Below are 24,070 nucleotides of genomic sequence, written 5' to 3'. Positions count from 1 at the left end.
TCCCTATATCTCCAGATCGAGATCGGGCTGATGGAGCCTTCCTTCCCGGTCGTCGAAGGGGATCGAGAGGAGTCGGCCGGCCCCGCACCGAACTGCAAAAGAGTCGAGAAACCGCTGGTTCACGCGCCGCTCCGTGGCGACGGTGGCGAGCACCACTGCTTCGGTCAGGGCACGGGCATCGGCCTCACGGAAGACGATGGGGGCAATGCGCGAAGGGACGCCGGCGGAGCGACCAAAGGCGGGGGATCGGAGGGTCAGGAGGCGACCGGCCCTGAGAAGCGAGGCTGACTTGGCAGCGAAGGCCGGTACAAAGACCAGGGGAGACTTCTCCCCCCGGCCCGGCGAGAGCGGGGAGACTGAGCCCGCCAGGGCCAGATACTCCCGGAGGGTGGCCACCTCACCACCGACCGTGACCGCCCGGAAGGGGAAGACCCAGAAGGGGAGCCGCGGCATCTCCCGCCGCGCGGCCGGGGGAGCGTCCAAGTCGGGGCCTGCCACGTGGACAATCTCCCGCTGCACCAGCTCTTCCCCCACCAGTTCCCGGTAGGAGCCGCACGGCTTGCAGGGATAGATGACATCCTCTCCGCCCGCTTCAAGGGTGGCGCCGCAGGCCGGACAGCGGAGAGGGATGACGCGGAGGTCGTGCCGGTCAGCCAAGCTCCACCTCCCTCTGCCGCTCCACGAGGGCGAAAAACCAGCCGGCAAGCCGCTCCGGAGAGAGCCCGCCGTTGGCGGCCAGCCACCCCAGGAACCCCACGGCGACGGCGGCGCCGAGAAGCTGATGGAGCGTGAAGGCGAACACGAGGAGCGTCACCGTAAGGAGGGGGCGCAGGAGCGTCAGGCGAGTGCTCCCCGGAAGCCGCCCCGCCAGAACCCGGCCGTTCACCCCGTCAACGGTGACGGGATAGAGGCGTTCGTCACGGGCGAAGGTGAGGCTCCAGACCGGGTACGAGATGAGGGCGAGGCGCTCCCCGCAGAGGGAGAAGCGCCCCGTGGAGCGGATCACCCCGTTTCCCCCGCCCCTGGCCCTGGCCTGAGCCACCGCCTCCCGCCGCACCTCGTCGGGGTCCTTCACCGGGTCGAACACCGTCCCCCGGCCGGAGACGAGAACGAAATCCATCCCCCGGAGGGGAAGGACGGCGCCGGCCACGGCGATCCCCCGCAGGCCGAAGCGCGACACATCGCAGGCCGGAGAGCTGTAGTCCACCGCCACCATGACGCTCTCGGTGGCGCACTGGTTGGGGCCCCGCACCTCCCGCACCGTCTTCATGCCGTTCTCGTCGTACTCTTCCTCCCGCGTCACCGTTTCCCGCTCGGTCCAGAGCCAGCCGGCGGCGTGCCCCCGCAACCGCCAGAAGGGGAGAAAGCAAAGCTCGCCCCCCTCGAACCGGAGCCGCTCCACCACATCCGGGTCGCCGCCTGCCGCGGCCACGGCCCTGCGGGCATTGGCCCGGGCCTGGGCCAGGTCGATCCGCTCCTCGATCCAGAATCGGGAAATCCCCGCCTCCCCCGAGATGGCAAGGGAGGTGCCGCAGGAGGGGCACCGGGCGTTGCGGTCACCCTCCCGGAAGGAGAAGGGGCTTGCACACTGGGGACAGGAGATGGTGACGGTCTGCTGCTCGGCCATTCAGGCCTCCCGCCGGAGAAACGCATTGAAGGAGAAATATGCCATTCCGAAGATGATGGCGAAGGCAATGGCCCGGTGGAGGTGGTTCTTCACCGCCATGCCGACGATGACAAGGAGCAGGGAATACCCCACCACCAGCGCCACGTGGCGCAGCGGAAGCGTAACGGCGCTCCGTGGCAGGGGATCCAGGAGATACGCCCGGCGGTCCACCGCCGATACCACGGCCCGGCAATCACTGCCGCCAACGCGGAAGGTGAGGAGATAGAGGGGAAGATGGACGAGGGCCAAGGAGCCGGGCTCCCTCCCGGCCCCGTCCCCCCAGGGCCTCGGCCACGGGGATGTCGGGCGGGGTGAAATCGCTTCCCTTCGGTACGTAGAGGAGATCCCCCCCGGGGAGAACCAGGGATGCCATCCCGAACCACGGGTGCCGCAGGGCCGGGACGAGGCGCGTTCCGCCGCCGGAGCGGGAGAGCCAGAAGGGGGCCACGAGATACTCGCAGCCGAGCCGCTCCACCGGCGAATCATCCCCCCCACCCTCCAGGGTGGAGGCGAGGGTGCTCCATGCCAACCGGTCATCCCGGCTGTGGGCCAGGTAATATTCGACAATCCCCCTTCCCTCTTCCGCCACAAAGGAGGAGGTGCAGAAGGGGCAGTGGTGGAAGCGGGTCTCGGTGCGGGCCTCGACCGAGGCGCCGCATTGGGGGCAGGACACGGTCACCGGCTATCCTCCGGCGGGCCGTCCGCACCCGGGGCAGAACCGGGCATCCCCCGGCAGCTCCTTGCCGCAGCCGGCGCAAAAGCCGGGTTCCGCGGCAGCGCCGCACTGGTGGCAGAACCTGGCCCCAGCCACAAGCGGCGTTGCACAACGGGGACACCCCCCTCCCGCAGGAGCCGGTGCCGGTTTCGCCCCCCCTCCCCCCATGGCGTTGGCCACCATGCCGGGGAGGATCATGCCGAGACCGGCCCCAAGGCCGAGCCCCATCCCTTGGGCCGCCTCGCCGCCCCCTTCCGCCGAGGCCGCCTTCTCCAGGCTCTGGGCCGCCTTGAACTTCAGATAGCGGTCCACGTCCCCGGCCGCCTCCATGGAGCTGCGCTCGTCAATGACCTTCTGGACCTCCGGCGGCGGCGTAATCGCATTCACGTAGAGTTCGGCCATCTCGATGCCAAAACCGCCGAAATCCCCGGCAAGACGCTCCTTGAGGGCTGAAGCCATCTCGTCGTACCGGGCCGGGAGGTCAAGGACCGTGTCGATGGTCTCACCCAGGTAGTCGTTCAGCCGCGCCACGATGATGTCCCGGAAGAACTCCTCCAGCTCGGCGGCCGTGTAGAGCCCCCGGGTCCCCACCAGGGCGTTCACCAGGAGCTGGGGCTCCACAACCCGCAGGGTGTAGGAGCCGAAGGCCCGCAGACGTACCATGCCGAAGCGGCTGTCACGGAAGGGGACCGGCTCCTTGGTCCCCCAGCGGAGATCGGTAAAGGTGTGCATCCCCACGAAGCAGACTTCGCAGCGGAAGGGTGAGGTGAACCCCCAGGGGAGCGCCAGGAGCTTGGTCAGGATCGGGAGGTTGGCGCTCGTGAGGGTATGACGCCCCGGGCCGAAGCAGTCGGCGACCTTGCCGTCCTTGAAGAAGACCGCCCGCTGGCTCTCCCGCACCACCAACTGGGAGCCGAATTTGATCTCCGCCGACCCCTGGGGAGGTATGCGGCGGACCATCTCCCGGCCGCTGTCGTCGAACCACTCGATAACTTCGAGAAAGACCGCGTTCATGTCATTGATCGCCACGGGGACCTCCGTTCAAACAGCCGTTTCACGTTGTTGCAGCTTGTAGCACGTATCGGGCAACAGTGACAAAACTTGAGGGATTTTAACAGAAGATGCTCACTTCCTCAGAAGCCAGAGGATGAGGGAAAGAATCACGGAGATGAGGATGCTCGTGGCGAGGGGGAAGTAGAAGGTGAAGTTGTCGCGCTTCACGTAGATATCGCCGGGAAGCCGGCCGAGCCAGGGAATCTTGCCGGCGAAGGTGAGGGCGACTCCGATGGCGGCAATGATGAGCCCGAAGACGATGAGCGATTTGCCGAGCCCCTGCATCACTTCGCCCCTTCCCGCGGATGATACCGTTCCTTCTCGCTGTAAATGCAGCCGCAGTACTGCTGGCGGTAGAGCCCCAGCTCCTTGGAGAGGCGGATCCCCTCCTGCCATCCCCGCCGGTAGTCGTCGTAATGGAAGGCCACGCCGTGACGCTCTGCCGCCCGCTCGGCGCAGTCGCGGATCGCGTCATGCTTCTGGTAGCGGCTGTAGAGGAGCGTGGAACTGAACGCGTCGAATCCTCCTGCCGCTGCTGCGGCCGCGACAGCATCAAGACGAGAGAAGTAGCAGTAAAAGCAGCGATCGTCCGGGTTCTGGGCCACCGCGGCCAGGAACTCCTCCAGCCGGTACTCGTCGCGCCAGATCACATCGAGCCTCACCTTTTCCGCATACGCCCGCACCGTGTCGCGACGACGCATGTACTCCTGATAGGGGTGGATATTGTGGTTGAACCAGTAGCCGGTCACCGCCGCGCCTTGGCCCCGGAGTTGCTCAACCGGATAGGCGGCGCACGGCCCGCAGCACATATGGAGGAGGATTTTCATGACTTAACCCTTGAGAATGACGTCTGAACGATACTCTATGCCGATAGTACCCCAAACGGTACAGCAGGCTCAAGCATTCATACGCGAAGCTGACGGGCGATAGTTCTGCAAAGGCACCTCAATGAGCTATTAATAATTTCTGTGACAACCGTCACGACTCCTTGATTAACACACTATTATCTGGTATTTTTTGCTCTGTTTTATAACAAACATGTTTCCGAGAGGGCAAACTTCGGGTAACCGGAGGACGCAAAGCCACGGGTCCTGACTCCATGGTCAGGATAGCCGGGTTGTCGAAGAGCAACGCCCGCCTTCCATAGGTACGGGGGTCTGTTTCTGAGGTAGGAAGCAAACTCAACCCATGGAGGTGGCGCATGCGCTGCACGAAACGAGTTTGTGGGAAGATCACCCTTCACCTTGGCACCCTCGGTATCCTCTGCCTGGCAGCGGGAATGGCCGGTGCCGCCCCCCCTCCCCAGAAGTTCGTAACCGATGAGCTCCTCGTCCAGTTCAAGGCTGGCGTCCACAAGGACAATTCAGACACCGTCCTCAAGGGAGCCGGCGCCCAGGAAGCCGAGGAAATCGCTCCGATCCGGGTAAAGAGGATCAAGGTCCCTGCTGCTGCCCGGGCAAAGGTCAAGGCTGCTCTGGCCAAGAATCCCCACGTAACGTTCGTCGAAGAGAATTACCTGGCTGAGCAGACAATGGTTCCCAACGATCCCTCCTACGCCTCCCAGTGGCATCTCCCCAAGATTGCCGCTCCGGCGGGATGGGACATCTCCACCGGCTCCAGTTCCGTTGACATCGCCATCCTGGACTCGGGCGTCGATCCATCTCACCCGGACCTGGCCGGCAAGCTTCTCCCCGGTTTCAACTTTGTCTTCAACAACACCGATACCCACGATGTGACCGGGCACGGGACAAAGGTCGCAGGCTCGGCCGGGGCCATGGGTAATAACGGCGCCGGGGTTGCCGGCGTGGCGTGGCAGAACCAGATCATGCCCCTGGTGATCGCGGATTCCACCGGCTACGCTACCTACTCGCGCATGGCCAGTGCCATCACCTACGCCGCCGATCATGGGGTCCGCATCATCAATCTCAGCTACGGCGGCTCCACCAGTTCCTCGACTCTCCAGAATGCCGTGAACTACGCCTGGAACAAAGGGGCCATTGTCTTTGCCTCGGCAGCCAACTACAACACGAGCACCCCCTACTATCCGGCCGCCTGCACCAACGCCGTGTCGGTGGCGGCCACCGACGCCAACGACGCCAAGGCGAGCTTCTCCAACTACGGTTCCACCATCGATATCACCGCCCCTGGCGTCTCCATCCTCACCACCGCCAACGGCGGCGGCTATGCGAGCGTGAGCGGCACCTCCTTCTCCTCTCCCATCGCAGCGGGGCTCGGCGCGCTGATCCTCTCCGTTAACCCGACCCTGACCAATGCCCAGGTGGTGGACATCATCACCAAAAATGCCGACGACATCGGCACCCCCGGCTTCGATCAGTACTTCGGCTACGGCCGGATCAACGTCCTCAAGAGCCTCACGGCTGCCCAGAATGCGGTGCCGGTCGGCGACACAACTGCCCCGACAGTCTCAATCCCATCGCTCAACGCCGGCTCGACGGTCAAGGGAACGGTAACAGTCAACGTTGCGGCAGCCGACAACATCGGTGTCACCCGGATAGAGCTTTACATAAACGGCGCACTGTACGCCTCCAGTAACACATCCCCCTTCAGCTTCTCATGGGACACAACCACCCTGCCCGACAGCATCTACACTATCGCGGTCAAAGCCTATGACGCCGCCGGGAACGTGGGAGAATTGAGCCTAGCGGGAATCGTCGTGTACAACTCACTGGACACCATTGCGCCCACGGTCTCCATCACAGCGCCGGCAACGGGCATCACGCTCGGCACAAAAACGACGGTCAGCATTTCAGCAAAAGACAATCTGGCGGTCAGAAAGATTGAACTTTACTTTGACGGACTCCTCCTCACCACGGCAAGCGGCACCAACACCCTCACCTATGCATGGAACACCCGCAAGGTAGCCACGGGCACTCACACAATTCTCGCCAAGGCCTTCGACTGGTTCGGAAACGTCGGTACGACCACCATTACCGTCTACAAGTAATCAACTCCATTGCGGGTTAACGAAAAGGGGAGAGGGCAGAGTCAGCCCCTCCCCTCTTTTTTTGTCTGTTACCCTGTTACGTGTATTCATCTTCAAGGCTGCTATACTTGCATTATAATCCGGCAACCGACAGGTATCTCACCATGAACTCCAAGAATCCACGTACAACCATACCGGCCCCTCTCCAATCGATTCTGAGCGCCATTCCGCTCTTTGCCCCCCTCCCACCCGATGACATCAATACGTTAAGCAAGCTCATTGAGATCCAGGTCTTTCCGAAAAATCGCACCATCCTTCATGAAGCCGATACAGCCAACTACATGTACCTCGTCCTTGCGGGAAAAGTGCGGGTAGTCCAGCACAGCAACGACGGCACGGAACAGGTCCTTGCCATTCATCGCAAGGGGGCGTTTTTCGGCGAAATGGCCCTCCTTGACGGCCGCACGTCTCCGGCAACGCTCATCGCCCACGAAGACGCCACCGTCGGCCTCATTGCCCGGACAGCCTTTGAAAACCAGATTCTCACCAACGACCGGATGCTGCGGCAGATCATCAGCGTGCTTTGTTCGCGGCTGCGCGAATCATGGTTCCTCATGAAGCTGTCACGCTTTTCCTCCGCCGAGCAGAAGGTCAGGGGAGTCCTCAAATATCTCGGAACCCAGTATGGCGTGGACGATTCTCGTGGCAAAATTCTCAGCATCAAGCTAACCCACCGCACCGTCGCCGGTTACGCATCGGTATCCCGGGAGACGGCAAGCCGCATTTTGGGCCGCTTCTCCCGTGCTGGAGAGATCGAACTCCTCGCCAGCAGAAGAATGCTCCTCAAACCTACCCTCTTTCTCAATCCCCCGTTTTTGTGATTCAAGTCACATTTTTTCCCCTCAAGTTATCCATCCTGACGCCGAAATGTAGTAACAGATAAAGAAGAAAGTTTCCGAAAGGGCAAACTTCGGGTAACCGGGGGACGCAAAGCCACGGGTCCTGACTCCATGGTCAGGATAGCCGGGTTGTCGAAGAGCAACGCCCGCCTTCCATAGGTACGGGGGTCTGTTTCTGAGGTAGGAAGCAAACTCAACCCATGGAGGTGGCGCATGCGCTGCACGAAACGAGTTTGTGGAAAGATCACCCTTCACCTTGGCACCCTCGGCATCCTCTGCCTGGCAGCGGGAATGGCCGGTGCCGCACCCCCTCCCCAGAAGTTCGTAACCGATGAGCTCCTTGTCCAGTTCAAGGCTGGCGTCCACAAGGCCAATGCCGACACCGTCCTCAAGGGAGCCGGCGCCCGGGAAGCCGAGGAAATCGCTCCGATCCGGGTAAAGAGGATCAAGGTCCCTGCTGCTGCCCGGGCAAAGGTCAAGGCTGCTCTGGCCAAGAATCCCCACGTAACGTTCGTCGAAGAGAATTACCTGGCTGAGCAGACAATGGTTCCCAACGATCCCTCCTACGCCTCCCAGTGGCATCTCCCCAAGATTGCCGCTCCGGCGGGATGGGACATCTCCACCGGCTCCAGTTCCGTTGACATCGCCATCCTGGACTCGGGCGTCGATCCATCTCACCCGGACCTGGCCGGCAAGCTTCTCCCCGGTTTCAACTTTGTCTTCAACAACACCGATACCCACGATGTGACCGGGCACGGGACAAAGGTCGCAGGCTCGGCCGGGGCCATGGGTAATAACGGCGCCGGGGTTGCCGGCGTGGCGTGGCAGAACCAGATCATGCCCCTGGTGATCGCGGATTCCACCGGCTACGCTACCTACTCGCGCATGGCCAGTGCCATCACCTACGCCGCCGATCATGGGGTCCGCATCATCAATCTCAGCTACGGCGGCTCCACCAGTTCCTCGACTCTCCAGAATGCCGTGAACTACGCCTGGAACAAAGGAGCCATTGTCTTTGCCTCGGCAGCCAACTACAACACGAGCACCCCCTACTATCCGGCCGCCTGCACCAACGCCGTGTCGGTGGCGGCCACCGACGCCAACGACGCCAAGGCGAGCTTTTCCAACTACGGCTCCACCATCGATATCGCGGCCCCCGGCGTCTCCATCCTCACCACCGCCAACGGCGGCGGCTATGCGAGCGTGAGCGGCACCTCCTTCTCCTCTCCCATCGCGGCGGGGCTCGGCGCGCTGATCCTCTCCGTTAACCCGACCCTGACCAATGCCCAGGTGGTGGACATCATCACCAAAAATGCCGACGACATCGGCACCCCCGGCTTCGATCAGTACTTCGGCTACGGCCGGATCAACGTCCTCAAGAGCCTCACGGCTGCCCAGAATGCAGTGCCGGTCGGCGACACAACTGCCCCGACCGCATCGATCACCTCCCCCGCGAGTTCCAGTATCGTGAAAGGAAACGCGTCGGTGGCGGTGGCGGCTTCTGACAACGTCGGCGTGGCCAAGGTGGAGCTCCGCATCAACGGCGCCCCCTTCGCCACGGCAACCACCGCGCCCTACGCCTTCTCGTGGGACACCACCACCACGGCGGACGGCTCCTACACCCTGGAGGCCGTGGCCTTCGACGGCGCGGGAAACATGGGGCAATCAAGCGCTGTTTCGGTCAAGGTTTCAAACACTCCCGACACCATCGCCCCGACCGTCGCCATCACCTCCCCGGCCAACGGCGCAAAGGTCGGGACCAGTGCAACGATCACCATCACCGCCGGCGACAATGTGGGGGTAAGCCGCATCGAGCTCTACATTGACGGCAAGCTGGCAACCAGCAAAACAGGCGTCACCAGCCTGTCTTACAGCTGGAATACGCGAAAAATCGCTACCGGTGCCCACACCATACTGTCCAAAGCCTTCGATGCCGCCGGCAACACCACAACCACTTCCATAACGGTTTACAAGTAACGCCGCTTCGACCACTATTCAGAACAAAGGGGACAGCCAATTGACTGTCCCCTTTCTCATTTCATCCCCAGGCGCACGAAGGGGAGACAGCGCGTGCCGTCTCCCCTTCAACGTATCCCTTGGATTGTAGCTGTGTGTTACTTCATCCGTCTCCTGCCATAAAGCGCAAGGCCGATCAGACCGGTGCCGAGGAGCATAATCGTGCCCGGTTCGGGAACGACCTCCTGCTGCCCGCCGCCGCCATTCTCCGTATCGGGAACCAGTGCCCATGCGCGACCGGTCGCTTGATCGAACGCGTTGCCATCGGCAATGACAGCAGCAGTATCGAAGCCGAAGCCGGTATTGTACGCATAGACATCTGATCCGCCAGTCTTTCCATCACGGGCATATACATCGCCCCACATGGGCTCACGATCGGTAACGATACTGAAATTGAAGACAGTTCCCTCAGCATTCCACTTTATGCCCCAAATGTCAGCGGGAAGGCCATCATTGGATGCATCAGAAGGAGAATAGGTTTTAGGGGCATCCCCATCATACCCGCTGGAAATTTGCATAATGTTGTCTTTAGTAAAAGTATCCGACACTTCAATGACGATGTGGCTCAATCCCTTACGCGTTCCGGTCCAGATGTAGTTGTAGGTCCAGAGACCGGTATTGGTCGTATCGTCAACAGTCCAACTCAGGGAAGAATTAGGAGCACCGGCAGTGGTTATCCCTGCCCAGTCCAGAGTTGCAAGCAATCCACCACCAGGACTGCTGGCTAGTGAACCAGTATACGTAATAGCCCAGCCAGATGTTGCCACTGATGCAACCAGCGCAAGCGCAAATAGTATCCTTTTCATAAATGCCTCCGTTCTTCTATGCGATCAAATCGCTACTTCTTAAAGCTTAAAGTGAGAACTTTGGATTTTTAATTAGCACAGAGTATGCCATTCGTAACTAGTTGAAATCACCAGCCATATCAACAACACCATCCATCAACCTGAAAGCAAATCCGACACAGCACGACACCAATCACATAATAGCAAGTCATTTCGAACAGTTACGACAACAAAACGCGACAACACGCATGTAAAGTAATCCGACAATCCAACAAGTAAACTTCAACAACGATGAAAAATTTTAGGAGTGAAAAGCCAGCGCCTCCCGGGCCAGCCGCACGGAAACCTTCCGCTTGGCGGCCAGGGCATACCGGCTGATAGCGTCCAGTGCCTCAATGAGGGAGGGAACGTCGCGGCGGACGTGGAGGAGGAGGTAATCGATGACGTCGGCGGGGAGGACAATCTGGCGGTCATCAGCGAGTTTTTTCATGATGAGACGGCGGGAGTCGTCGTCGGAGATGTCGACCCGGGCCACGAGCCCCCAGAGGAGGCGGGAGATGAGGTGGTCATCAATGGTGGGAAGTTCTTTCGGGGGGTACAGGCCGGTGATAGCGATGGGGCGGCCGGCCTGGTAAAAGTCGTTGAAGAGTTGCCAGAGCTCGACCCGCACCGCCTGCTGGTCGGGGATGAGGTGGAGGTCGTCCACGAGGAGGGCCGGAGCGTTGCGAAACCGCTCGGCCAGTTTCGACACCGCCTCGGCCGGGTATTCTCCGCCATACACCTCGTCCACGTCCTTGAAGGAGATGCAGGGAACCGACGAGAGTCCCGCCCGTGCGCTGAAGTGTGCTCCAATCGCCATGAGAAGGTGGGTCTTTCCGGACCCGGAGGGGCCGTGGAGGTAGAGGAGGTTCTCCGCCCCCTCGTCGTCCGTGAGCCGCCGGACAAAGCGGTAGGCGGTTTCGTTGCCGGAGCAGATGACGAAATTGTCGAGGGAATACTTGGGATTGACGGGAAAGTCGAAGACAAGTTGCATGGGACGTTAGAAAAGATTCCCCTGGGACGATGACGGCGGAGCGATGCGGCCGAAGTGCTCGTAGGCCGCCCTGGTCGCCACCCGTCCGCGGGGGGTGCGGTTGATGAAGCCGTGCTGGATGAGGAACGGTTCGTAGACGTCCTCGATGGTGTCCCGCTCCTCGCCGATGGCGGCAGCGATGGTGTCGAGCCCCACGGGACCGCCGCCGAACTTGTCGATGATGGTGAGCATAATGGTCCGGTCCATATGGTCGAACCCCTTCTCGTCGATCTCCAGCAGTTTCAGGGATTCGTCCACCACCGGTGCGGTGATGACACCATCGGCCCGGACCTGGGCGAAGTCCCGCACCCGGCGCAGGAGACGGTTGGCGATGCGGGGGGTACCGCGGCTTCGGCGGGCCAGTTCCCGGCCACCCTCCGGTTCGATGCCGATGTTCAGGATACGGGCGGAACGGGTGACGATGGTGGTAAGCTCATCATCGGTGTAGAACTCCAGCCGGGAGATGACCCCGAACCGATCCCGAAGCGGCGAGGAGAGGAGGCCGGCCCTCGTGGTGGCCCCCACGAGGGTGAACTTCGGAAGGTCCAGCTTGATGGTCCGGGCGCTGGGTCCCTGGCCGATAATGATGTCGAGCTGGTAGTCCTCCATGGCCGGATAGAGGATCTCCTCCACCACATGGGAGAGACGGTGAATCTCATCGATGAAAAGGACGTCGTGGGGCTCCAGGTTGGTGAGGATCGCCGCCAGGTCGCCGGGGCGCTCAATGACCGGGCCGGAGGTGGACTTGATGTTCACTCCCATTTCGCAGGCGATGATGTTGGCCAGCGTCGTCTTTCCCAGCCCCGGCGGGCCATAGAGGAGGACGTGGTCCAGGGCCTCGCCCCGCTTCCGCGCCGCATCGATGAAGACCCGCAGGTTTCCCTTGGCCTTCTCCTGGCCGATGTAGTCGTCCAGTGCCCGGGGGCGCAGGGACGATTCGATCAGGTCGTCTTCGGTTATGTCGGGGGTAACGAGTCGGGTCATAACGGGTGTCTACCCGTAAGGGCAATTCATGAATTGCCCCTACATTGTCATTTCATCAGAATCTTCAATGCCTGCCGGAGGACCGCTTCGGTGGAGGCGCCGGATTCGATGGCCATTTCCGCCAGCACCTTACGGACCACCGCCTCCTTGTAGCCCAGGTTCACCAGGGCGGAGGCCACGTCATCGGCCACTTCGGGGGGTGCCTCGCTGGGGGCCGCCTCCTTTGTCGAGGGAGCTACATCCATCTTCCGCACCTTCTCCTTCAGCTCCAGCACGAGGCGTTCGGCGGTCTTCTTCCCGATGCCGGGAATCGACGAGAGCCGGACCAGATTCCCCTGGAGGATGGCTCCGGCCAGCTCGTCGGGCTGGATGTTGGAGAGGATGTCCCGGGCCATCTTGGGGCCGATGCCGGAAACGGAGATGAGAACCTGGAAGAACTCCTTCTCGGCAACGGTCCTGAACCCGAAGAGGCTGATGGCGTCTTCCTTGACGTGGGTGTAAATGGAAAGGGAAACCGTCTTCCCCTCATCGGGAAGCTCGTAGTAGGTGGAAAAGGGGATCTGGACCCGGTAGCCGACACCGTTCACGTCGATGATGATGGCGTCGGGGGACTTGTGGGCGAGCATGCCGGTGAGACGGGCTATCATCTGATGCTCCGGAGGATGTTTTTCATGCCGGCCGAATTGGCGTGACAGACCGCCACGGCCAATGCGTCGGAGGCGTCGGCCTGGGCGATCTCAGGAAGGTTAAGGAGGGACTTGACCATCTGCTGCACCTGCTCCTTGCGGGCATGGCCGTAGCCGACAACCGCCTGTTTGACCTGCATGGCCGTGTACTCGCTGACCGGGAGCCCCGCGTTCACCCCGGCCACGATGGCGGCCCCCCGGGCCTGCCCCAGCTTCAGGGCGCTCTGGGCGTTGTGGGCGAGGAACACCTGCTCCACGGCCATGGCGTCGGGACGGTATTCTGCGATAACCTCGCAGAGTCCTTCGAATATCCTGTGGAGGCGGAGCGCGAACTCCTTGTGGTTATCGGTATGGATGGCGCCGTTGTCCACATGGACGAGGCGGTTGCCGACCTTTTCTATGATGCCGTAGCCGGTGATGCGCGACCCGGGGTCAATGCCGAGAACTCTCATGGGGAAGCATTCTGCCACAGAGGGCACAGAGAACACAGAGAAAAAACGCGGAAGGAAAGGCTGGCTTCCGGCTTCCGCGCTTGAATAAGCATGCATGTAAAACGGGAGAGTACTCCTCCGTTCCGCTTACATCAGTTTTTCCATCTCCTCCATGGAGATGTCGAAGTTGGCATAGACGTTCTGCACGTCGTCGTTGTCCTCGAGCCGGTCCATGAGCTTCAGCATGTTCTCGGCGTTCTTGCCGTCCAGCTTCACCATGGTCTGGGGGATCATGGTTATCTCGGCGGACTCATGAGCGAACCCGGCCTTCTCCAGGGCCTCACGCACCTCCATGAAGGAGGACGGGTCGGTCAACACCTCGTACTGCTCCTCCTCGTCAGCCACGTCCTCGGCGCCGGCCTCCAGGGCCACCTCAAAGAGCTTCTCGAAATCGGCATCCTTGCTGACGACGATGAGCCCCTTCTTGTCGAACATCCAGGAGACGCAACCGGTCTCACCCATGTTGCCGTTGCACTTGGTGAAGGTGCTCCGCACATCGCCGACGGTCCGGTTGCGGTTGTCGGTCATGCACTCCACGAGGACCGCCACGCCGCCGGGGCCGTACCCCTCGTAGACGATCTCCTCGTAGTTGACCCCCTCAAGCTCGCCGGTCCCCTTCTTGATGGCCCGCTCGATGTTGTCCTTGGGCATGTTCTCGGCCTTTGCCTTGTCAACGGCGCTGCGTAGACGGGGGTTTCCGTTGGGATCGCCGCCACCCAGCTTCGCGGCCACGGTGATCTCCTTGATGATCTTGGTGAAGACCTTCCCCCGCTTGGCGTCTGCGGCACCCTTCTTGTGTTTGATCGTGCTCCATTTATTATGTCCAGACATCGCGACTGCTCCTTCTGCTAAACTGTGGGCCGGCGCCCGAAATCGGCAGATAGTAGCATGGGAAAATCTTGGTTGTAAAGGTTGAAAGTTTATGTAAAATGGGCGAATCGGACTCCATGACACCCCACCCACAATGATCCGCGAGGTACGCCCATGACTCGTCCTGCCCCTATTACCGGTTCTGCTTCCCCCCGCCTCGGCAGACTCGCTCGTCTTCTGGCGGCCTCTGCCCTCCTCACTGCTGCCTGCGCAACCCTCACCCCCACTACCGCTCTCGACCCGAACAAACTTCCTCCCATCCTCGCCCAGGATGAGATCATCCGCCCCTACACCAAAATCGGCACCGTCGAGGTGAGCCGTGAGCGCCTGGGACACATCGACGACCTAAAGAACGAAGCTGACGAATGGGCCTACGACGCCCTAGGAGCCGAAGCCGCAAAACTGGGGGCCGATGCCATCATCCTCCCCGAAGTCCAAGCGAAAAAAGGGTCTTACCTCTTCTTCCCCTCAACCTCCATCAAAGCAAAGGGGATAGCGATCAGATTCAACTGACCGCCACCCCTTCCACCCGCCCCCTTATTATCTTTTCCTATCCTTACCCCCACTCGCCCTTTATAAATTCATTCAAACCCCATTACACCCGCCACAGAATCAACAGCATAATCAAACGCACCCCGACAAACCCAGGCACTACCATAAACCACGTTCTATAAAGCAAACAAAACGGCGCTCCAGCGTCTATATATGGTAACTCATGTTTTTAACGCACCGGATTTACGTATTATTTTTTTAAATTTAATTTTTTTATTGAAATTGATGTTGACGCAAGTAAAACGTCGTGCTAAAAAATAATCACACAATATAACATTGTTTATAAAACAGCCTTGCACACCATTCTTGACGGAAGGTAACGATGACCAGGGAAAAGAGTTCATACGCGGTACAAACCGTTGAAAAGGCCCTGGATATTCTCGAAACGCTCACCGAGGAAAGCCGGCACGCCACCCTTCCCTACCTTGCGGAGAGGCTCGATCTCTCCCGCAACAAGGCTTTCCGTCTTCTGGCAACCCTCGAGAGCAAGGGGCTCGTGGAGCGTGACGATGCCAGTGGCATCTACCGCCTCGGGATTTCGTCGGTGGAACTGGCCCAGAGGCTCCTCAACAGCACGAGCCTCATCCGGCATTCCCACCCGGTCATGGAGAAGCTGGCGCGCAAGCATGACGAGGCGGTCTACATCGCGGTCCTCAAGGGAGAGGAAGTCCTCTTTCTCGACATGGTCGACTGCGATCAGGCCATCAAAACCGCCCCCCTTGTCGGCAAGCGCTTCCCCTTCTTCACCAACGCGGCAGGCAAGGCCATCAAGTCGCTGGAGTCGGCTGACCTCCTGGAGAAATTCTTCAAGAAACGGAGAAATGGCGGGACCCCTGATCCGGCCCTTCTCCAGACTGAACTGACGGCGATTCGGGAGCGCGGTTTCGCCGTCGATTTCGACGGGCTCGGCGAAGGGATCGTCACGGTCGCCGTGGCGGTACGGGATTACGCCGGCAAGGTAATCGGCGCCCTTACCATGCTCGGACCGTCGTTCAGGCTGATGGCCTCGCGGCTGGAGGAGGAGATCATCCCTTCCCTCCGGGAGGGCGCCGAGATGCTTTCCCTGAAGTTTGGCTACGCAAAGCTTTAGGACCAGAGGAGTAACGGGACCAACTATTCGACGAAAGGAGGGGAGACACGACGGATACGGAAGTTGATACAGAATCGGAGCGGGACGCCGCTCCATGGATGTGTGATTATTTTGGAGAAAGGAGTAACAAACCATGGCTGAAAAACAGTACGACTGGGGCGCAATCGCCAAGAATCCCAAGTTCGTCGAACTCCACCGCAAGAAAACTACGTTTCTCGTCGGATGGTGGGTATTTTCCACCGTCTTCTACTTCCTCCTCCCGATTGGTGCCGCGTACGCTCCCGGCCTCTTCAAGATCAAGATCCTGGGGCGGATCAACTTCGGTTACCTCTTCGCCCTCTCCCAGTTCTTCGTTTCCTGGGGGATCGCCATGTACTACGCCCATGTGGCCAACAAAGACTTCGACCGGCTCACCCGCGAGCTGGTGGATGAGCTCAAATAAGGAAGGAGGACTGAGATGAAAAAACTGCTTGCTGGTATAACTCTGGCCCTCTCCCTGGGCTCGTTCGCCGCCTTTGCCGAGGAGCCTGCCAAGGCCCCCGCGTCCCCCGGCGCTCCGACCGCCGTAACCGCACCGGCAGCCACAACCCCTGCCCCGGCAGCCACGGCGCCCGCAGCAGCCACCGCAGCCAAGGTGGCAACGCCGGCCGCAACTCCCGAGAAGAAGACCATCAAGGCCAACCCGATGGTCACCATCCCGATCTTTTTGATCATCATCGCCGTGACCATGGCCGTCGTCGTCTGGTCGGCCAAGCGGACCAAGTCGGCTGCCGACTTCTACACCGCGGGCGGCGGCATCACCGGCACCCAGAACGGCTGGGCCATCGCCGGCGACTACATGTCGGCCGCCTCCTTCCTGGGGATTTCCGGCATGATCTCCCTCTACGGCTATGACGGCTTCATGTACTCGGTGGGATGGCTCGTGGCCTACATCACGGTGCTCCTCATCGTGGCCGAGCCGTGCCGCAACGCCGGCAAGTACACCCTGGGGGACATCCTCTCCTTCCGTACCGAGCCGAAAGTGGTCCGGGCCGTCTGCGCCCTCTCCGTCGTGGCCGTCTCCACCTTCTATCTCACCGCCCAGATGGTCGGCGCCGGGAAACTCATGCAGCTGCTGATCGGCATCCCCTACAAGTTCGCCATCATCGGCGTCGGCATCCTCATGGTCGGCTACGTCGTCTTCGGTGGCATGACCGCCACCACCTGGGTCCAGATCATCAAGGCCGGCCTCCTCATGACCGGTGCATTCGTTCTCTCCATCCTCGTGGGCATCAAGTCGGGCATGAACCCGTTCCAGTTCTTCAACGACATCGCCACCAGCCCCAACATCATCGAGCACGTGCAGAAGGTGGTCCTGAAGGATCCCGTGGCCGTGGCCGGCTTCGACTACGGGCAGCGGTTCCTTGAACCGGGTCTCTTCATGAAGAATCCTCTTGACCAGATATCCCTCGGCATGGCCCTCGTGCTCGGCACTGCTGGCATGCCCCACATCCTGATGCGCTTCTTCACCGTGCCGACCGCCCAGGCAGCCCGCAAGTCCGTTATCGTTGCCATGTTCATCATCGGCTTCTTCTACATCCTGACGACGCTCCTCGGCTTCGGCGCCGCCATCCACGTGACCCCGCAAGGGATCTCCGCCGTGGATAAAGGCGGAAACATGGCCGCCATGATGCTTGCCCAGAAGCTGGGCGGCGACATCTCCCCGTTCCTGGGCGACCTGCTCCTGGCCTTCCTCTGCGCCGTTGCCTTCGCCACCATCCTCGCCGTCGTGTCGGGCCTCGTTCTGGCTGCCTCCGCCGCCATCGCCCACGACATCTACGTGAACGTTATCAAGGACGGCCACGCCGACCAGCATGAGCAGGTCATGGCCGCCCGGATCACCTCCCTCTGCGTCGGCGCCGCCGGCATCCTGATCGGCATCGCCGCCGAGAAGCAGAACGTCGCCCACCTGGTGGCCCTGGCCTTTGCCGTTGCCTCCTCGGGCAACCTGCCGGTCGTCGTCATGTCCCTCTTCTGGCGCAAGTTCAACACCGCCGGCGTCGTGTCGGGCCTCGTGGTCGGCACCATCGCCTCAATCGCCCTGGTGATGGTCTCCCCCAACATGACCTATCCGAAGAAGGTTGCCGCCGACGCCAAGAAGGTGGTCGTGAAGCTTGAAGAGAAGCAAGCCACCGGCGCGCTCCTCTCCGATAAGGAAATGAAGGATCTCGACAAGGCCAAGAAGGATTACGAAACCAACAAGGACGGCAAGTCCTTCATCGGCCTCGACAAGCCCCTCATCGACCTGAAGAACCCAGGCATCATCTCTATCCCGCTCGGCTTCATCGCCGCCATCATCGGCTGCCTCGCCTTCCCGAGCCGCCGCTCCGAGGAGATGTTCGACGAGATCTACGTCCGCCAGAACACCGGCATCGGCATGGCCAAGGCCATCGACCACTAGAACGGCTTTTTAATTCGGTATAATTTGTGCTAGGATTAGGGGAAAGCGTTGCTTTCCCCTTTTTTATCCCGCGCGAGGATCTGCATGCATAACGACATCATCCAGACAGCCGTAGCCGAAACCATGGCCCGGATCAACGCATTCGTCCGGGTCCTGGAACAGGACGAAATCCCGCTGATCCTCAACCGGCTCAAGGAAGAGGTCGATCATGAAATCGCCCTTACGGGGCAGATAGCGGGACGGCGGCGGGAACTCATGGCCCGGGTGAAGGGGGAAACCGACTACGGTGCGCTGCGGGAAATCCACGACGAATTGAATGGGCTGGAACTGGAACGGTTTCTCAAGATTCAGTCGGTGACCGCCCTCCACGCCTCATGCACGGAGTACCGGGATGTCCTGGCGGGACGGGCGCTGGAACTGGTGGAGCAGGAAATGGCAGCCACCGGCAAAGGAAGCCCTCCGCGCTCCTACGCCCTCTGCAGCATGGGGAGCGACGGCCGGGAGGAGCAGACCCTCATCACCGACCAGGACTACCTGATCGTCTACGGCGACGAAGGCGGCGAGGCGGCCGACCAGTGGTTCAGGGAATTCTCGGAGACTCTGGTGGAGCGCATGGCGGAGATGGGATTCAAGAAGTGCACCGGCGACATCATGCCGTCGAACCCCACCTGGCGGGGCTCCTACGGCCAATGGAAGAAAAAGCTCCTGGCCATCGTCCGCTACGAGTACGAGGATTACGCCAAAAACCTCATGGACCTCATCGTCCTCTCCGACGCCCGCCACGTGGCGGGGGACAAGGACCTGGCCAACGACCTGGTGGGACTCATCCGGGGACTGGAGCAGGACTACTTCCAGGTACTCTGGGGGATGGCCAAGGCGGCAACGGAGATGAAGCTGGCCCTCGGCTTCCTGAACCGGCTCTGGACCGAAGGTTCAGGGGAGCACAAGGGAGAGTTCAACCTGAAGCTCCTCGCCTGGGCACCACTCGTCATGAACGTTCGGATTCTCGCCATCAACCAGGGGATACCGGCCACGAACACCGTGCGGCGAATCGAGCTGCTCCAGAAGGAGGGGAGCTTCTCGGCGACCTTTGCCCAGGGGCTCGTTGACGCTTACACCACCTTGACGAAGCACCGGATCCTCCTCCAGATCAAGGTCATCAAGGGAATCGACAAGAGCTCCTACTACCTGAACCCCTACACCCTCCCCGCCGACGAACGGGAGGAGATCCGCCAGGCTCTCATCAAAATCGAGGATCTCCAGCGCACCATTCATACGAATTTCTCAATCATGTAACTTCTGTCACTGCGGCAGCACCGCTAAATGGACAGAAGCTGCCTCCAACTCCGCAGACCGAACTGGTGGGTCCCGCTCTCATCTTGCTTAGGTTCAAGACCTGTGTCGATTTTTTGGATGATATCCAAATCATTCGTTCCTCCTGGTGGTGCCACAGTCCCAGAAGAGAGAAGCATCCCCGAGGGCCTCCGAGAGCTGTCACCCACAGGGACAGTGCCGTCCGGCCTTCCTGGCACCACAAACACCGACTTCTTCGGCTCTCCACCCGTCTCCATATTGACCTGCATGCGCCAACCTTTACCTCCCGGCTCACAGGGATCGGTGGATGGAATAAAAGTTGTGAATTTGACCTTGCCGGCATCATTGGTCCCGGTAGCTTCAGGTTCCGCGATAACTCGTTCGCCTTTACCGGGGAGATCAAGATACCACCCATCCTTGCTGCCGACCGTAAAGCTTGAAAGGGTCCGGTACACGGCTCCCGAATACGTCACCTCCGTTATGGTCTGACCGACCAGATCAGCTTGCGTCAGATTTTTCGTCGAATTATCATCCTTTACCCCGTAAAAGCTTTGAGTGAATGATGTGGTCTTGTCACCCTCGTCAAGGTATTTCCCGGTGCCGAAGAAGACATACTGATACCCGAGGCGCACCACCACGTCAGGAGCGGCGGTTATCGGCTGGGTGACCCCGGCGGAAAAGATGCAGTCAGCCTTCCACTGGGCCATCTTGGCGCTGCTCACGTCAAACCGCCACATGTTCCCTTTGAGATCCCCGGCATAGAGGGTGTCGGCGAAGCCGTCCATATCCCTGTCAATGGCAGCGGGAGAGGCAAGCCCATTAGGGGAGACACCACTGAATGCCGACTTGTCGACAACGATCTCGTTGATGACCGCTCCCGTGGCGAGGTCGGCAATGATGAGCGAAGCGGCCTTGCTGCTTGTGGGTCCCTCATAGCCGTTCGCAAGGGCCGCAACCCAGCGGAATCCGCTGGTTGCCGCTTCATCCCTCAGTTTGAGGATCAGGGGGGTTCCAAACGAGTACCCCAGACCGTTCGGTGTTGCCGATGATGTGGCGGTAAGCTCCCATAACGGTATCGGATTGGCCGAATCAGTGATATCGAGGGCGAAATACCCCTTGCCGCCGTCGCGGAGGCCGCAGACGGCTATGGAGCGCCACCCCGCGGTTCCGGCAGTGGTACCGTCGGCATTTTTCGTCTGGATATAGGCGTCGGCAACCGTGATCGCGCCATTGACGTAACTTGTGTGCGTATAGGGATCATTTCTCAGGAGCTTCAGCTTGCTTAAGAGAATATTCGGGATGAAAGCCCATGCCTCGTCACCGGTCGCGGCGTCAAAGGCGTGGAGCATCCCGTCGTTGGCCCCCGCCAGAATGAGCGATGTTCGGGTTGCCCAGTCCCTCTTGAATGCTTTGTAGGCTGCATCGGTGTAGACACCGTCGGGAGGGCCGTAGACGACGGGTGATGATGAGATGATGTCCCCGAGCTTGCTCGTCCGGTTGCGATACCCAGCGGGGTTTGTTGTTCCGTAGCGATCACCGCGGATATACCCGATGAGATCGCTGGCCTTTGCGGACGAAAAATTCATGAATCCCGCACCCGCCAGTTTGGTCCCGTTGGCGGTACTGTACTCAAGCCGCTTGTACGTGCCGCCATCCACGCCGGCGGTATAGATTGCCCGGGCAGATGAGCGACTATTGAGTCGAGAGCCCGCCTCCCATTCGGGAGAGTTCGGATATCCGATGATAGCACCGGTGGCGGCGTCAAGCTTGAAGGCCTCCAGATAACCGTTCCAGTCCGGTGACTTGAATCTTGCCCGATAGAGCGTGCTGTTCGAGTTCAGAAACGGGGTATTCACGGCGACGCTGCTTCCTGCCGCCATTTTGGACACAATATCGGCCAGGGCATTCTGGACGGCCGTGGCAAGACTGATTCCCGACGTCGTCGTGAAGTATTTTCCCCCTCCGTTCACCGCTGTCTGATCGAGGAGGGCGCTGTCCAGCGTCAAGCCGATGGTGTAGGTGGAGACATTCTGCACCCTGCCACTGAACGGCGATGCGTTGCCGTCATGCATGTCTTTCGCCACATCGGCCAGATGGCTCGGAGCGTTTTCGTTCTCTTTGTCATAGGGGTCCTTGGGACAGCCGTAGGAAGCAAACGGCCCTTGATAACAGTTGTCGTAGGTCGGCTCCCCGTCAGTCACGATAATTGTGTAATTCTTCTGGCACCCGTTGGTAATGGGGGTCGTATAGGTTCCCGAATTATAGAGGGAATCCCCCCCCCTGAAGTATTGCCAGATTTCCGAGAGGGTCTCCCCCAAGGGGGTCCAGGTTTCTGCATTGATCCCGTCCACCGCCGCATCGACGGTTGTCGGGGTCAGGGCGCCGCAATCCTTTACCTTGCTCCCCCCCTGGCTGTTGTTCAGCTTGAACAGGCCAAACCTGACACCCGAGACATTCTTAACCACGTCGCTGATGACAGATCTGGCCGTCTGGATTCTTGTCACCCGGATCGATGCATCGGTGGCTAGGCTGCCGTACTGGGCCGCAGTCGCATGAAAAAAAAGCCAGTTCAGGTAGTTGCCATTCCAGCGGGTGTCAACATAGGGAAACGGAAGCGTGATCGAGCGGCCATTGACTGTGTACTGGTTCTGATTGTTACCATCGACGGTGTGCCCCGTGTCCCTGCTCACCAGGTAATAGGGATTTCCACTTTTACTGTAGTCAATTCTGTTAAAGTAAATTTCGCCCCCCCTGAACGAGCCGGAATACACGGTACCGGGACTGTAGTCCCGATGCTCCATGATCGTATTCATGCTGCCGGAGTTGTCCAGGAGAATCATGACGTTCGGCTGCACGCTGCCGGTCAGGAACAGAGGGTACTGGGAAATCGCCGCAAAGGACATGGCCGCGAGAATGCCGACAGAGCAGAGAATTGCGGCTAACAAGAGGATTTTGCGTGCATGAAAATTGCTGATTCTCATTGCATGTCACCAGTAGGCGGTCGTCACGACCTGGACCTGCCTGTGCACCAGATAGGTGCTGTTGGCCCCGTCGACCGTTATGCGGTAGTAGTGCTGGACGCTCTTCGGCCCCTTGGAGTTCTTGCCGATGGTGCTACTCATGTTGTAATTCGGGGCGTCTTTCAGGTGTTCGATATAGTACCGGAAATGGATATCCTCCACTGTCTGCCAAGAGCACCACGTGGCGTCCTTGCGCGCCACGGTCCCGTCATAAAACCAGCCGGGGGGGGTGATGGTGGTTTCCGGCGGGGAATTCTGCTTTCCGAGCCATTCCAGGGCATCGCGGACCCCTGTCTCGGCTGCGTAGAAAGCCCGCTGGGATTCCTGATAAGTGCGGCTTGAAATCATTTCATACAGGGTCGCATGATTCAGTACCGTCATCAGGATGGTGAGGACCATCAGCAGTATGATCGCCACGACCAGCGCAGCCCCCCGCTCATTCAGCACCCGTCCCCCCATGCAACTAGTCCCGGAACCCAAGATTGCGCACATAGATGATCGTGCTCATGGCCATCCTGCGGTAACCTGCCGAATTTTTCACTCCGCCATTGCCATAGGAGCCCGTCAGTTGAAGAGATTGCCCAGGATAGCGGGGATCGGGCTTTTCGGTCCTGACAATGATGCTCACCTGAATCGCTCGAAGGTCCTTCGCAACGAAACCGGGATCGCCGGCATTCTTCCACGTGCCGTCCTTAAACTGATACCGTATCTGAAGGTCCTCGACGCCGGATGCTACTATTTTCGTGCGTTGATTTGCCGGAGGGTCAATCAGGCTGAGGTCTTCGACGGTCTTGATCAGGTTCTGCCGGGCATCCACTGAATATGACACACTTTTCGCCTGCATCAGCCTCAGGTTGAGAACCTTGCTTCCAACGCCGTACGCGACGTCGAGAGTTCCTCCTGAAGGATTATACCCTCCGGGGTTGTGATGGATCTTGTCGGGAGCTGTAACATTCGTCGCCTGAAAGCGCGTAGCCGGCTTCCCCGGATCGCTCGGATCGTAGACGAGAAACAGGTCTCCTTTTATGAAATCGTCATTGAGCGTGCGCGAGGGGGGGACGGAGCCAACGGCGCTGACCAGCATGAGCGCTGAACTTGTAGGGTGATCCACGGAAACGATATAATCATATCCCACGTCGCTCTCGGCCCCGCTGTACAGGACCTTGATCGAGTCGGGCTCAGTGCCGCCATCCGACGCCTCGACCACCTGCCAGGAGGGAATGGCCCCGCTAGACTTGTAAACTTTGACAGTCAGGTCGCCCATATCCATGAGGCCGTAGCCGGTGTTTTTAAGTTCCCGCTCCATCTCGTTCATGGCCTGCCGTGCCTGCTGCTGCATCCTGATGGTAGCCTCACGCACGCCATACTCTTTCTGCCCGGTGATGAACACAGTGGACAAGCCGGCACTGATCACCGCCAGAATAACGATGACCACAAGCACCTCGACAAGCGTGTACCCCCCCATAGACCTTG

24 protein-coding genes and 2 riboswitches are annotated in these 24,070 nt (G+C 60.1%); of the genes, 8 read left to right on the top strand and 16 right to left on the bottom strand.

Annotated elements, in window-relative coordinates:
• Positions 1 to 3: 3 nt before the first annotated feature.
• From GMET_RS03795 to GMET_RS03770, 7 genes are all read right to left on the bottom strand, one after another.
• Positions 4 to 657: a hypothetical protein gene (locus tag GMET_RS03795; RefSeq protein WP_004513503.1), complete on the bottom strand. Its 654-nt coding sequence runs from the start codon at positions 655 to 657 to the stop codon at positions 4 to 6.
• On the bottom strand, positions 650 to 1,627 hold the full coding sequence (locus GMET_RS03790; protein ID WP_004513502.1) for a zinc ribbon domain-containing protein: 978 nt from the start codon (positions 1,625 to 1,627) through the stop codon (positions 650 to 652). Before GMET_RS03790 ends, GMET_RS03795 begins: the two co-directional genes overlap by 8 nt.
• A complete protein-coding gene (locus GMET_RS18950; protein ID WP_004513501.1) occupies positions 1,628 to 1,915 on the bottom strand; it encodes a hypothetical protein in 288 nt (95 codons plus the stop codon).
• The gene (locus tag GMET_RS03785) at positions 1,860 to 2,345 is read right to left on the bottom strand and encodes a hypothetical protein (protein WP_004513500.1); all 486 of its coding nucleotides are present in this window, start codon (positions 2,343 to 2,345) and stop codon (positions 1,860 to 1,862) included. Before GMET_RS03785 ends, GMET_RS18950 begins: the two co-directional genes overlap by 56 nt.
• 3 nt (positions 2,346 to 2,348) lie before the next feature.
• On the bottom strand, positions 2,349 to 3,410 hold the full coding sequence (locus tag GMET_RS03780; protein WP_004513499.1) for an SPFH domain-containing protein: 1,062 nt from the start codon (positions 3,408 to 3,410) through the stop codon (positions 2,349 to 2,351).
• A gap of 96 nt (positions 3,411 to 3,506) precedes the next feature.
• The gene (locus tag GMET_RS03775; protein ID WP_004513498.1) at positions 3,507 to 3,719 is read right to left on the bottom strand and encodes a DUF2905 domain-containing protein; all 213 of its coding nucleotides are present in this window, start codon (positions 3,717 to 3,719) and stop codon (positions 3,507 to 3,509) included.
• Positions 3,719 to 4,261 carry an epoxyqueuosine reductase QueH gene (locus GMET_RS03770; RefSeq protein ID WP_004513497.1) on the bottom strand — a complete coding sequence of 181 codons (543 nt, stop codon included), beginning with the start codon at positions 4,259 to 4,261 and terminating at the stop codon, positions 3,719 to 3,721. Before GMET_RS03770 ends, GMET_RS03775 begins: the two co-directional genes overlap by 1 nt.
• Positions 4,262 to 4,475: 214 nt before the next feature.
• Positions 4,476 to 4,559: riboswitch (cyclic di-GMP riboswitch) on the top strand.
• 76 nt (positions 4,560 to 4,635) lie between these two features.
• Here GMET_RS03770 and GMET_RS03765 point away from each other — a divergent pair.
• The 3 genes from GMET_RS03765 (at position 4,636) to GMET_RS03755 (ending at position 9,254) form a co-directional block, all read left to right on the top strand.
• Positions 4,636 to 6,399, top strand: coding sequence for a S8 family serine peptidase (locus tag GMET_RS03765; protein WP_011365719.1), 1,764 nt, complete (start codon positions 4,636 to 4,638; stop codon positions 6,397 to 6,399).
• A 143-nt stretch (positions 6,400 to 6,542) separates the two neighbouring features.
• Positions 6,543 to 7,259 (top strand): Crp/Fnr family transcriptional regulator, encoded by a 717-nt coding sequence (locus GMET_RS03760; RefSeq protein ID WP_004514798.1) that lies wholly within the window; start codon positions 6,543 to 6,545, stop codon positions 7,257 to 7,259.
• A gap of 71 nt (positions 7,260 to 7,330) precedes the next feature.
• A riboswitch (cyclic di-GMP riboswitch) is annotated at positions 7,331 to 7,414 on the top strand.
• Positions 7,415 to 7,490: 76 nt separating this feature from the next.
• The gene (locus tag GMET_RS03755) at positions 7,491 to 9,254 is read left to right on the top strand and encodes a S8 family serine peptidase (RefSeq protein ID WP_011365718.1); all 1,764 of its coding nucleotides are present in this window, start codon (positions 7,491 to 7,493) and stop codon (positions 9,252 to 9,254) included.
• Between the two features lie 137 nt (positions 9,255 to 9,391).
• Here the strand turns inward: GMET_RS03755 and GMET_RS03750 are convergent, their stop codons facing one another.
• The 6 genes from GMET_RS03750 to GMET_RS03725 form a co-directional block, all read right to left on the bottom strand.
• Positions 9,392 to 10,099, bottom strand: a complete 708-nt coding sequence (locus tag GMET_RS03750; RefSeq protein ID WP_004514465.1) for a PEP-CTERM sorting domain-containing protein — start codon at positions 10,097 to 10,099, stop codon at positions 9,392 to 9,394.
• A 280-nt stretch (positions 10,100 to 10,379) separates the two neighbouring features.
• Positions 10,380 to 11,111, bottom strand: a complete 732-nt coding sequence (locus GMET_RS03745; RefSeq protein WP_004514464.1) for a DnaA/Hda family protein — start codon at positions 11,109 to 11,111, stop codon at positions 10,380 to 10,382.
• Positions 11,112 to 11,117: 6 nt separating this feature from the next.
• Positions 11,118 to 12,134: a Holliday junction branch migration DNA helicase RuvB gene (gene ruvB / locus GMET_RS03740; RefSeq protein ID WP_004514463.1), complete on the bottom strand. Its 1,017-nt coding sequence runs from the start codon at positions 12,132 to 12,134 to the stop codon at positions 11,118 to 11,120.
• A gap of 47 nt (positions 12,135 to 12,181) precedes the next feature.
• Positions 12,182 to 12,781 carry a Holliday junction branch migration protein RuvA gene (gene ruvA, locus GMET_RS03735; protein ID WP_004514462.1) on the bottom strand — a complete coding sequence of 200 codons (600 nt, stop codon included), beginning with the start codon at positions 12,779 to 12,781 and terminating at the stop codon, positions 12,182 to 12,184.
• The gene (gene ruvC / locus GMET_RS03730) at positions 12,778 to 13,272 is read right to left on the bottom strand and encodes a crossover junction endodeoxyribonuclease RuvC (protein ID WP_004514461.1); all 495 of its coding nucleotides are present in this window, start codon (positions 13,270 to 13,272) and stop codon (positions 12,778 to 12,780) included. The genes ruvA and ruvC overlap by 4 nt, the downstream gene beginning before the upstream one ends.
• A 126-nt stretch (positions 13,273 to 13,398) precedes the next feature.
• Positions 13,399 to 14,142, bottom strand: a complete 744-nt coding sequence (locus GMET_RS03725) for a YebC/PmpR family DNA-binding transcriptional regulator (protein ID WP_004514460.1) — start codon at positions 14,140 to 14,142, stop codon at positions 13,399 to 13,401.
• Positions 14,143 to 14,295: 153 nt separating this feature from the next.
• On the opposite strand from GMET_RS03725, the gene GMET_RS03720 reads away from it, so the two are divergent.
• The 5 genes from GMET_RS03720 to GMET_RS03700 all read left to right on the top strand — a co-directional run bounded on the left by GMET_RS03720 (position 14,296) and on the right by GMET_RS03700 (position 19,559).
• The gene (locus GMET_RS03720; protein ID WP_004514459.1) at positions 14,296 to 14,694 is read left to right on the top strand and encodes a hypothetical protein; all 399 of its coding nucleotides are present in this window, start codon (positions 14,296 to 14,298) and stop codon (positions 14,692 to 14,694) included.
• A 361-nt stretch (positions 14,695 to 15,055) separates the two neighbouring features.
• Positions 15,056 to 15,823 (top strand): IclR family transcriptional regulator, encoded by a 768-nt coding sequence (locus GMET_RS03715; RefSeq protein WP_004514458.1) that lies wholly within the window; start codon positions 15,056 to 15,058, stop codon positions 15,821 to 15,823.
• A 133-nt stretch (positions 15,824 to 15,956) separates the two neighbouring features.
• Complete coding sequence (locus GMET_RS03710; RefSeq protein WP_004514457.1) at positions 15,957 to 16,265, top strand: DUF485 domain-containing protein; 309 nt, start codon at positions 15,957 to 15,959, stop codon at positions 16,263 to 16,265.
• A gap of 15 nt (positions 16,266 to 16,280) precedes the next feature.
• Complete coding sequence (locus GMET_RS03705; protein WP_004514456.1) at positions 16,281 to 18,263, top strand: solute symporter family protein; 1,983 nt, start codon at positions 16,281 to 16,283, stop codon at positions 18,261 to 18,263.
• An 84-nt stretch (positions 18,264 to 18,347) separates the two neighbouring features.
• Positions 18,348 to 19,559 carry a putative nucleotidyltransferase substrate binding domain-containing protein gene (locus GMET_RS03700; RefSeq protein ID WP_004514455.1) on the top strand — a complete coding sequence of 404 codons (1,212 nt, stop codon included), beginning with the start codon at positions 18,348 to 18,350 and terminating at the stop codon, positions 19,557 to 19,559.
• Between the two features lie 23 nt (positions 19,560 to 19,582).
• On the opposite strand, the gene GMET_RS03695 is transcribed toward GMET_RS03700, so the two are convergent.
• From GMET_RS03695 to GMET_RS03685, 3 genes are read right to left on the bottom strand one after another with little or no spacing between them, the layout of a single operon-like run.
• Entirely contained in the window at positions 19,583 to 22,522 is a 2,940-nt protein-coding gene (locus GMET_RS03695) for a pilus assembly protein (protein ID WP_238378970.1), read from the bottom strand.
• Between the two features lie 42 nt (positions 22,523 to 22,564).
• The gene (locus GMET_RS03690; protein WP_004514453.1) at positions 22,565 to 23,056 is read right to left on the bottom strand and encodes a pilus assembly PilX family protein; all 492 of its coding nucleotides are present in this window, start codon (positions 23,054 to 23,056) and stop codon (positions 22,565 to 22,567) included.
• A 4-nt stretch (positions 23,057 to 23,060) separates the two neighbouring features.
• Positions 23,061 to 24,062: a prepilin-type N-terminal cleavage/methylation domain-containing protein gene (locus GMET_RS03685; RefSeq protein WP_238378969.1), complete on the bottom strand. Its 1,002-nt coding sequence runs from the start codon at positions 24,060 to 24,062 to the stop codon at positions 23,061 to 23,063.
• Between the last annotated feature and the right edge of the window lie 8 nt (positions 24,063 to 24,070).

It is taken from the genome of Geobacter metallireducens GS-15 (assembly GCF_000012925.1).
Classification (GTDB): Bacteria; Desulfobacterota; Desulfuromonadia; order Geobacterales; family Geobacteraceae; genus Geobacter; species Geobacter metallireducens.
The sequence above is the reverse complement of the archived record's forward strand: the minus strand, read 5'-3'. Positions and strand labels throughout refer to the sequence as shown.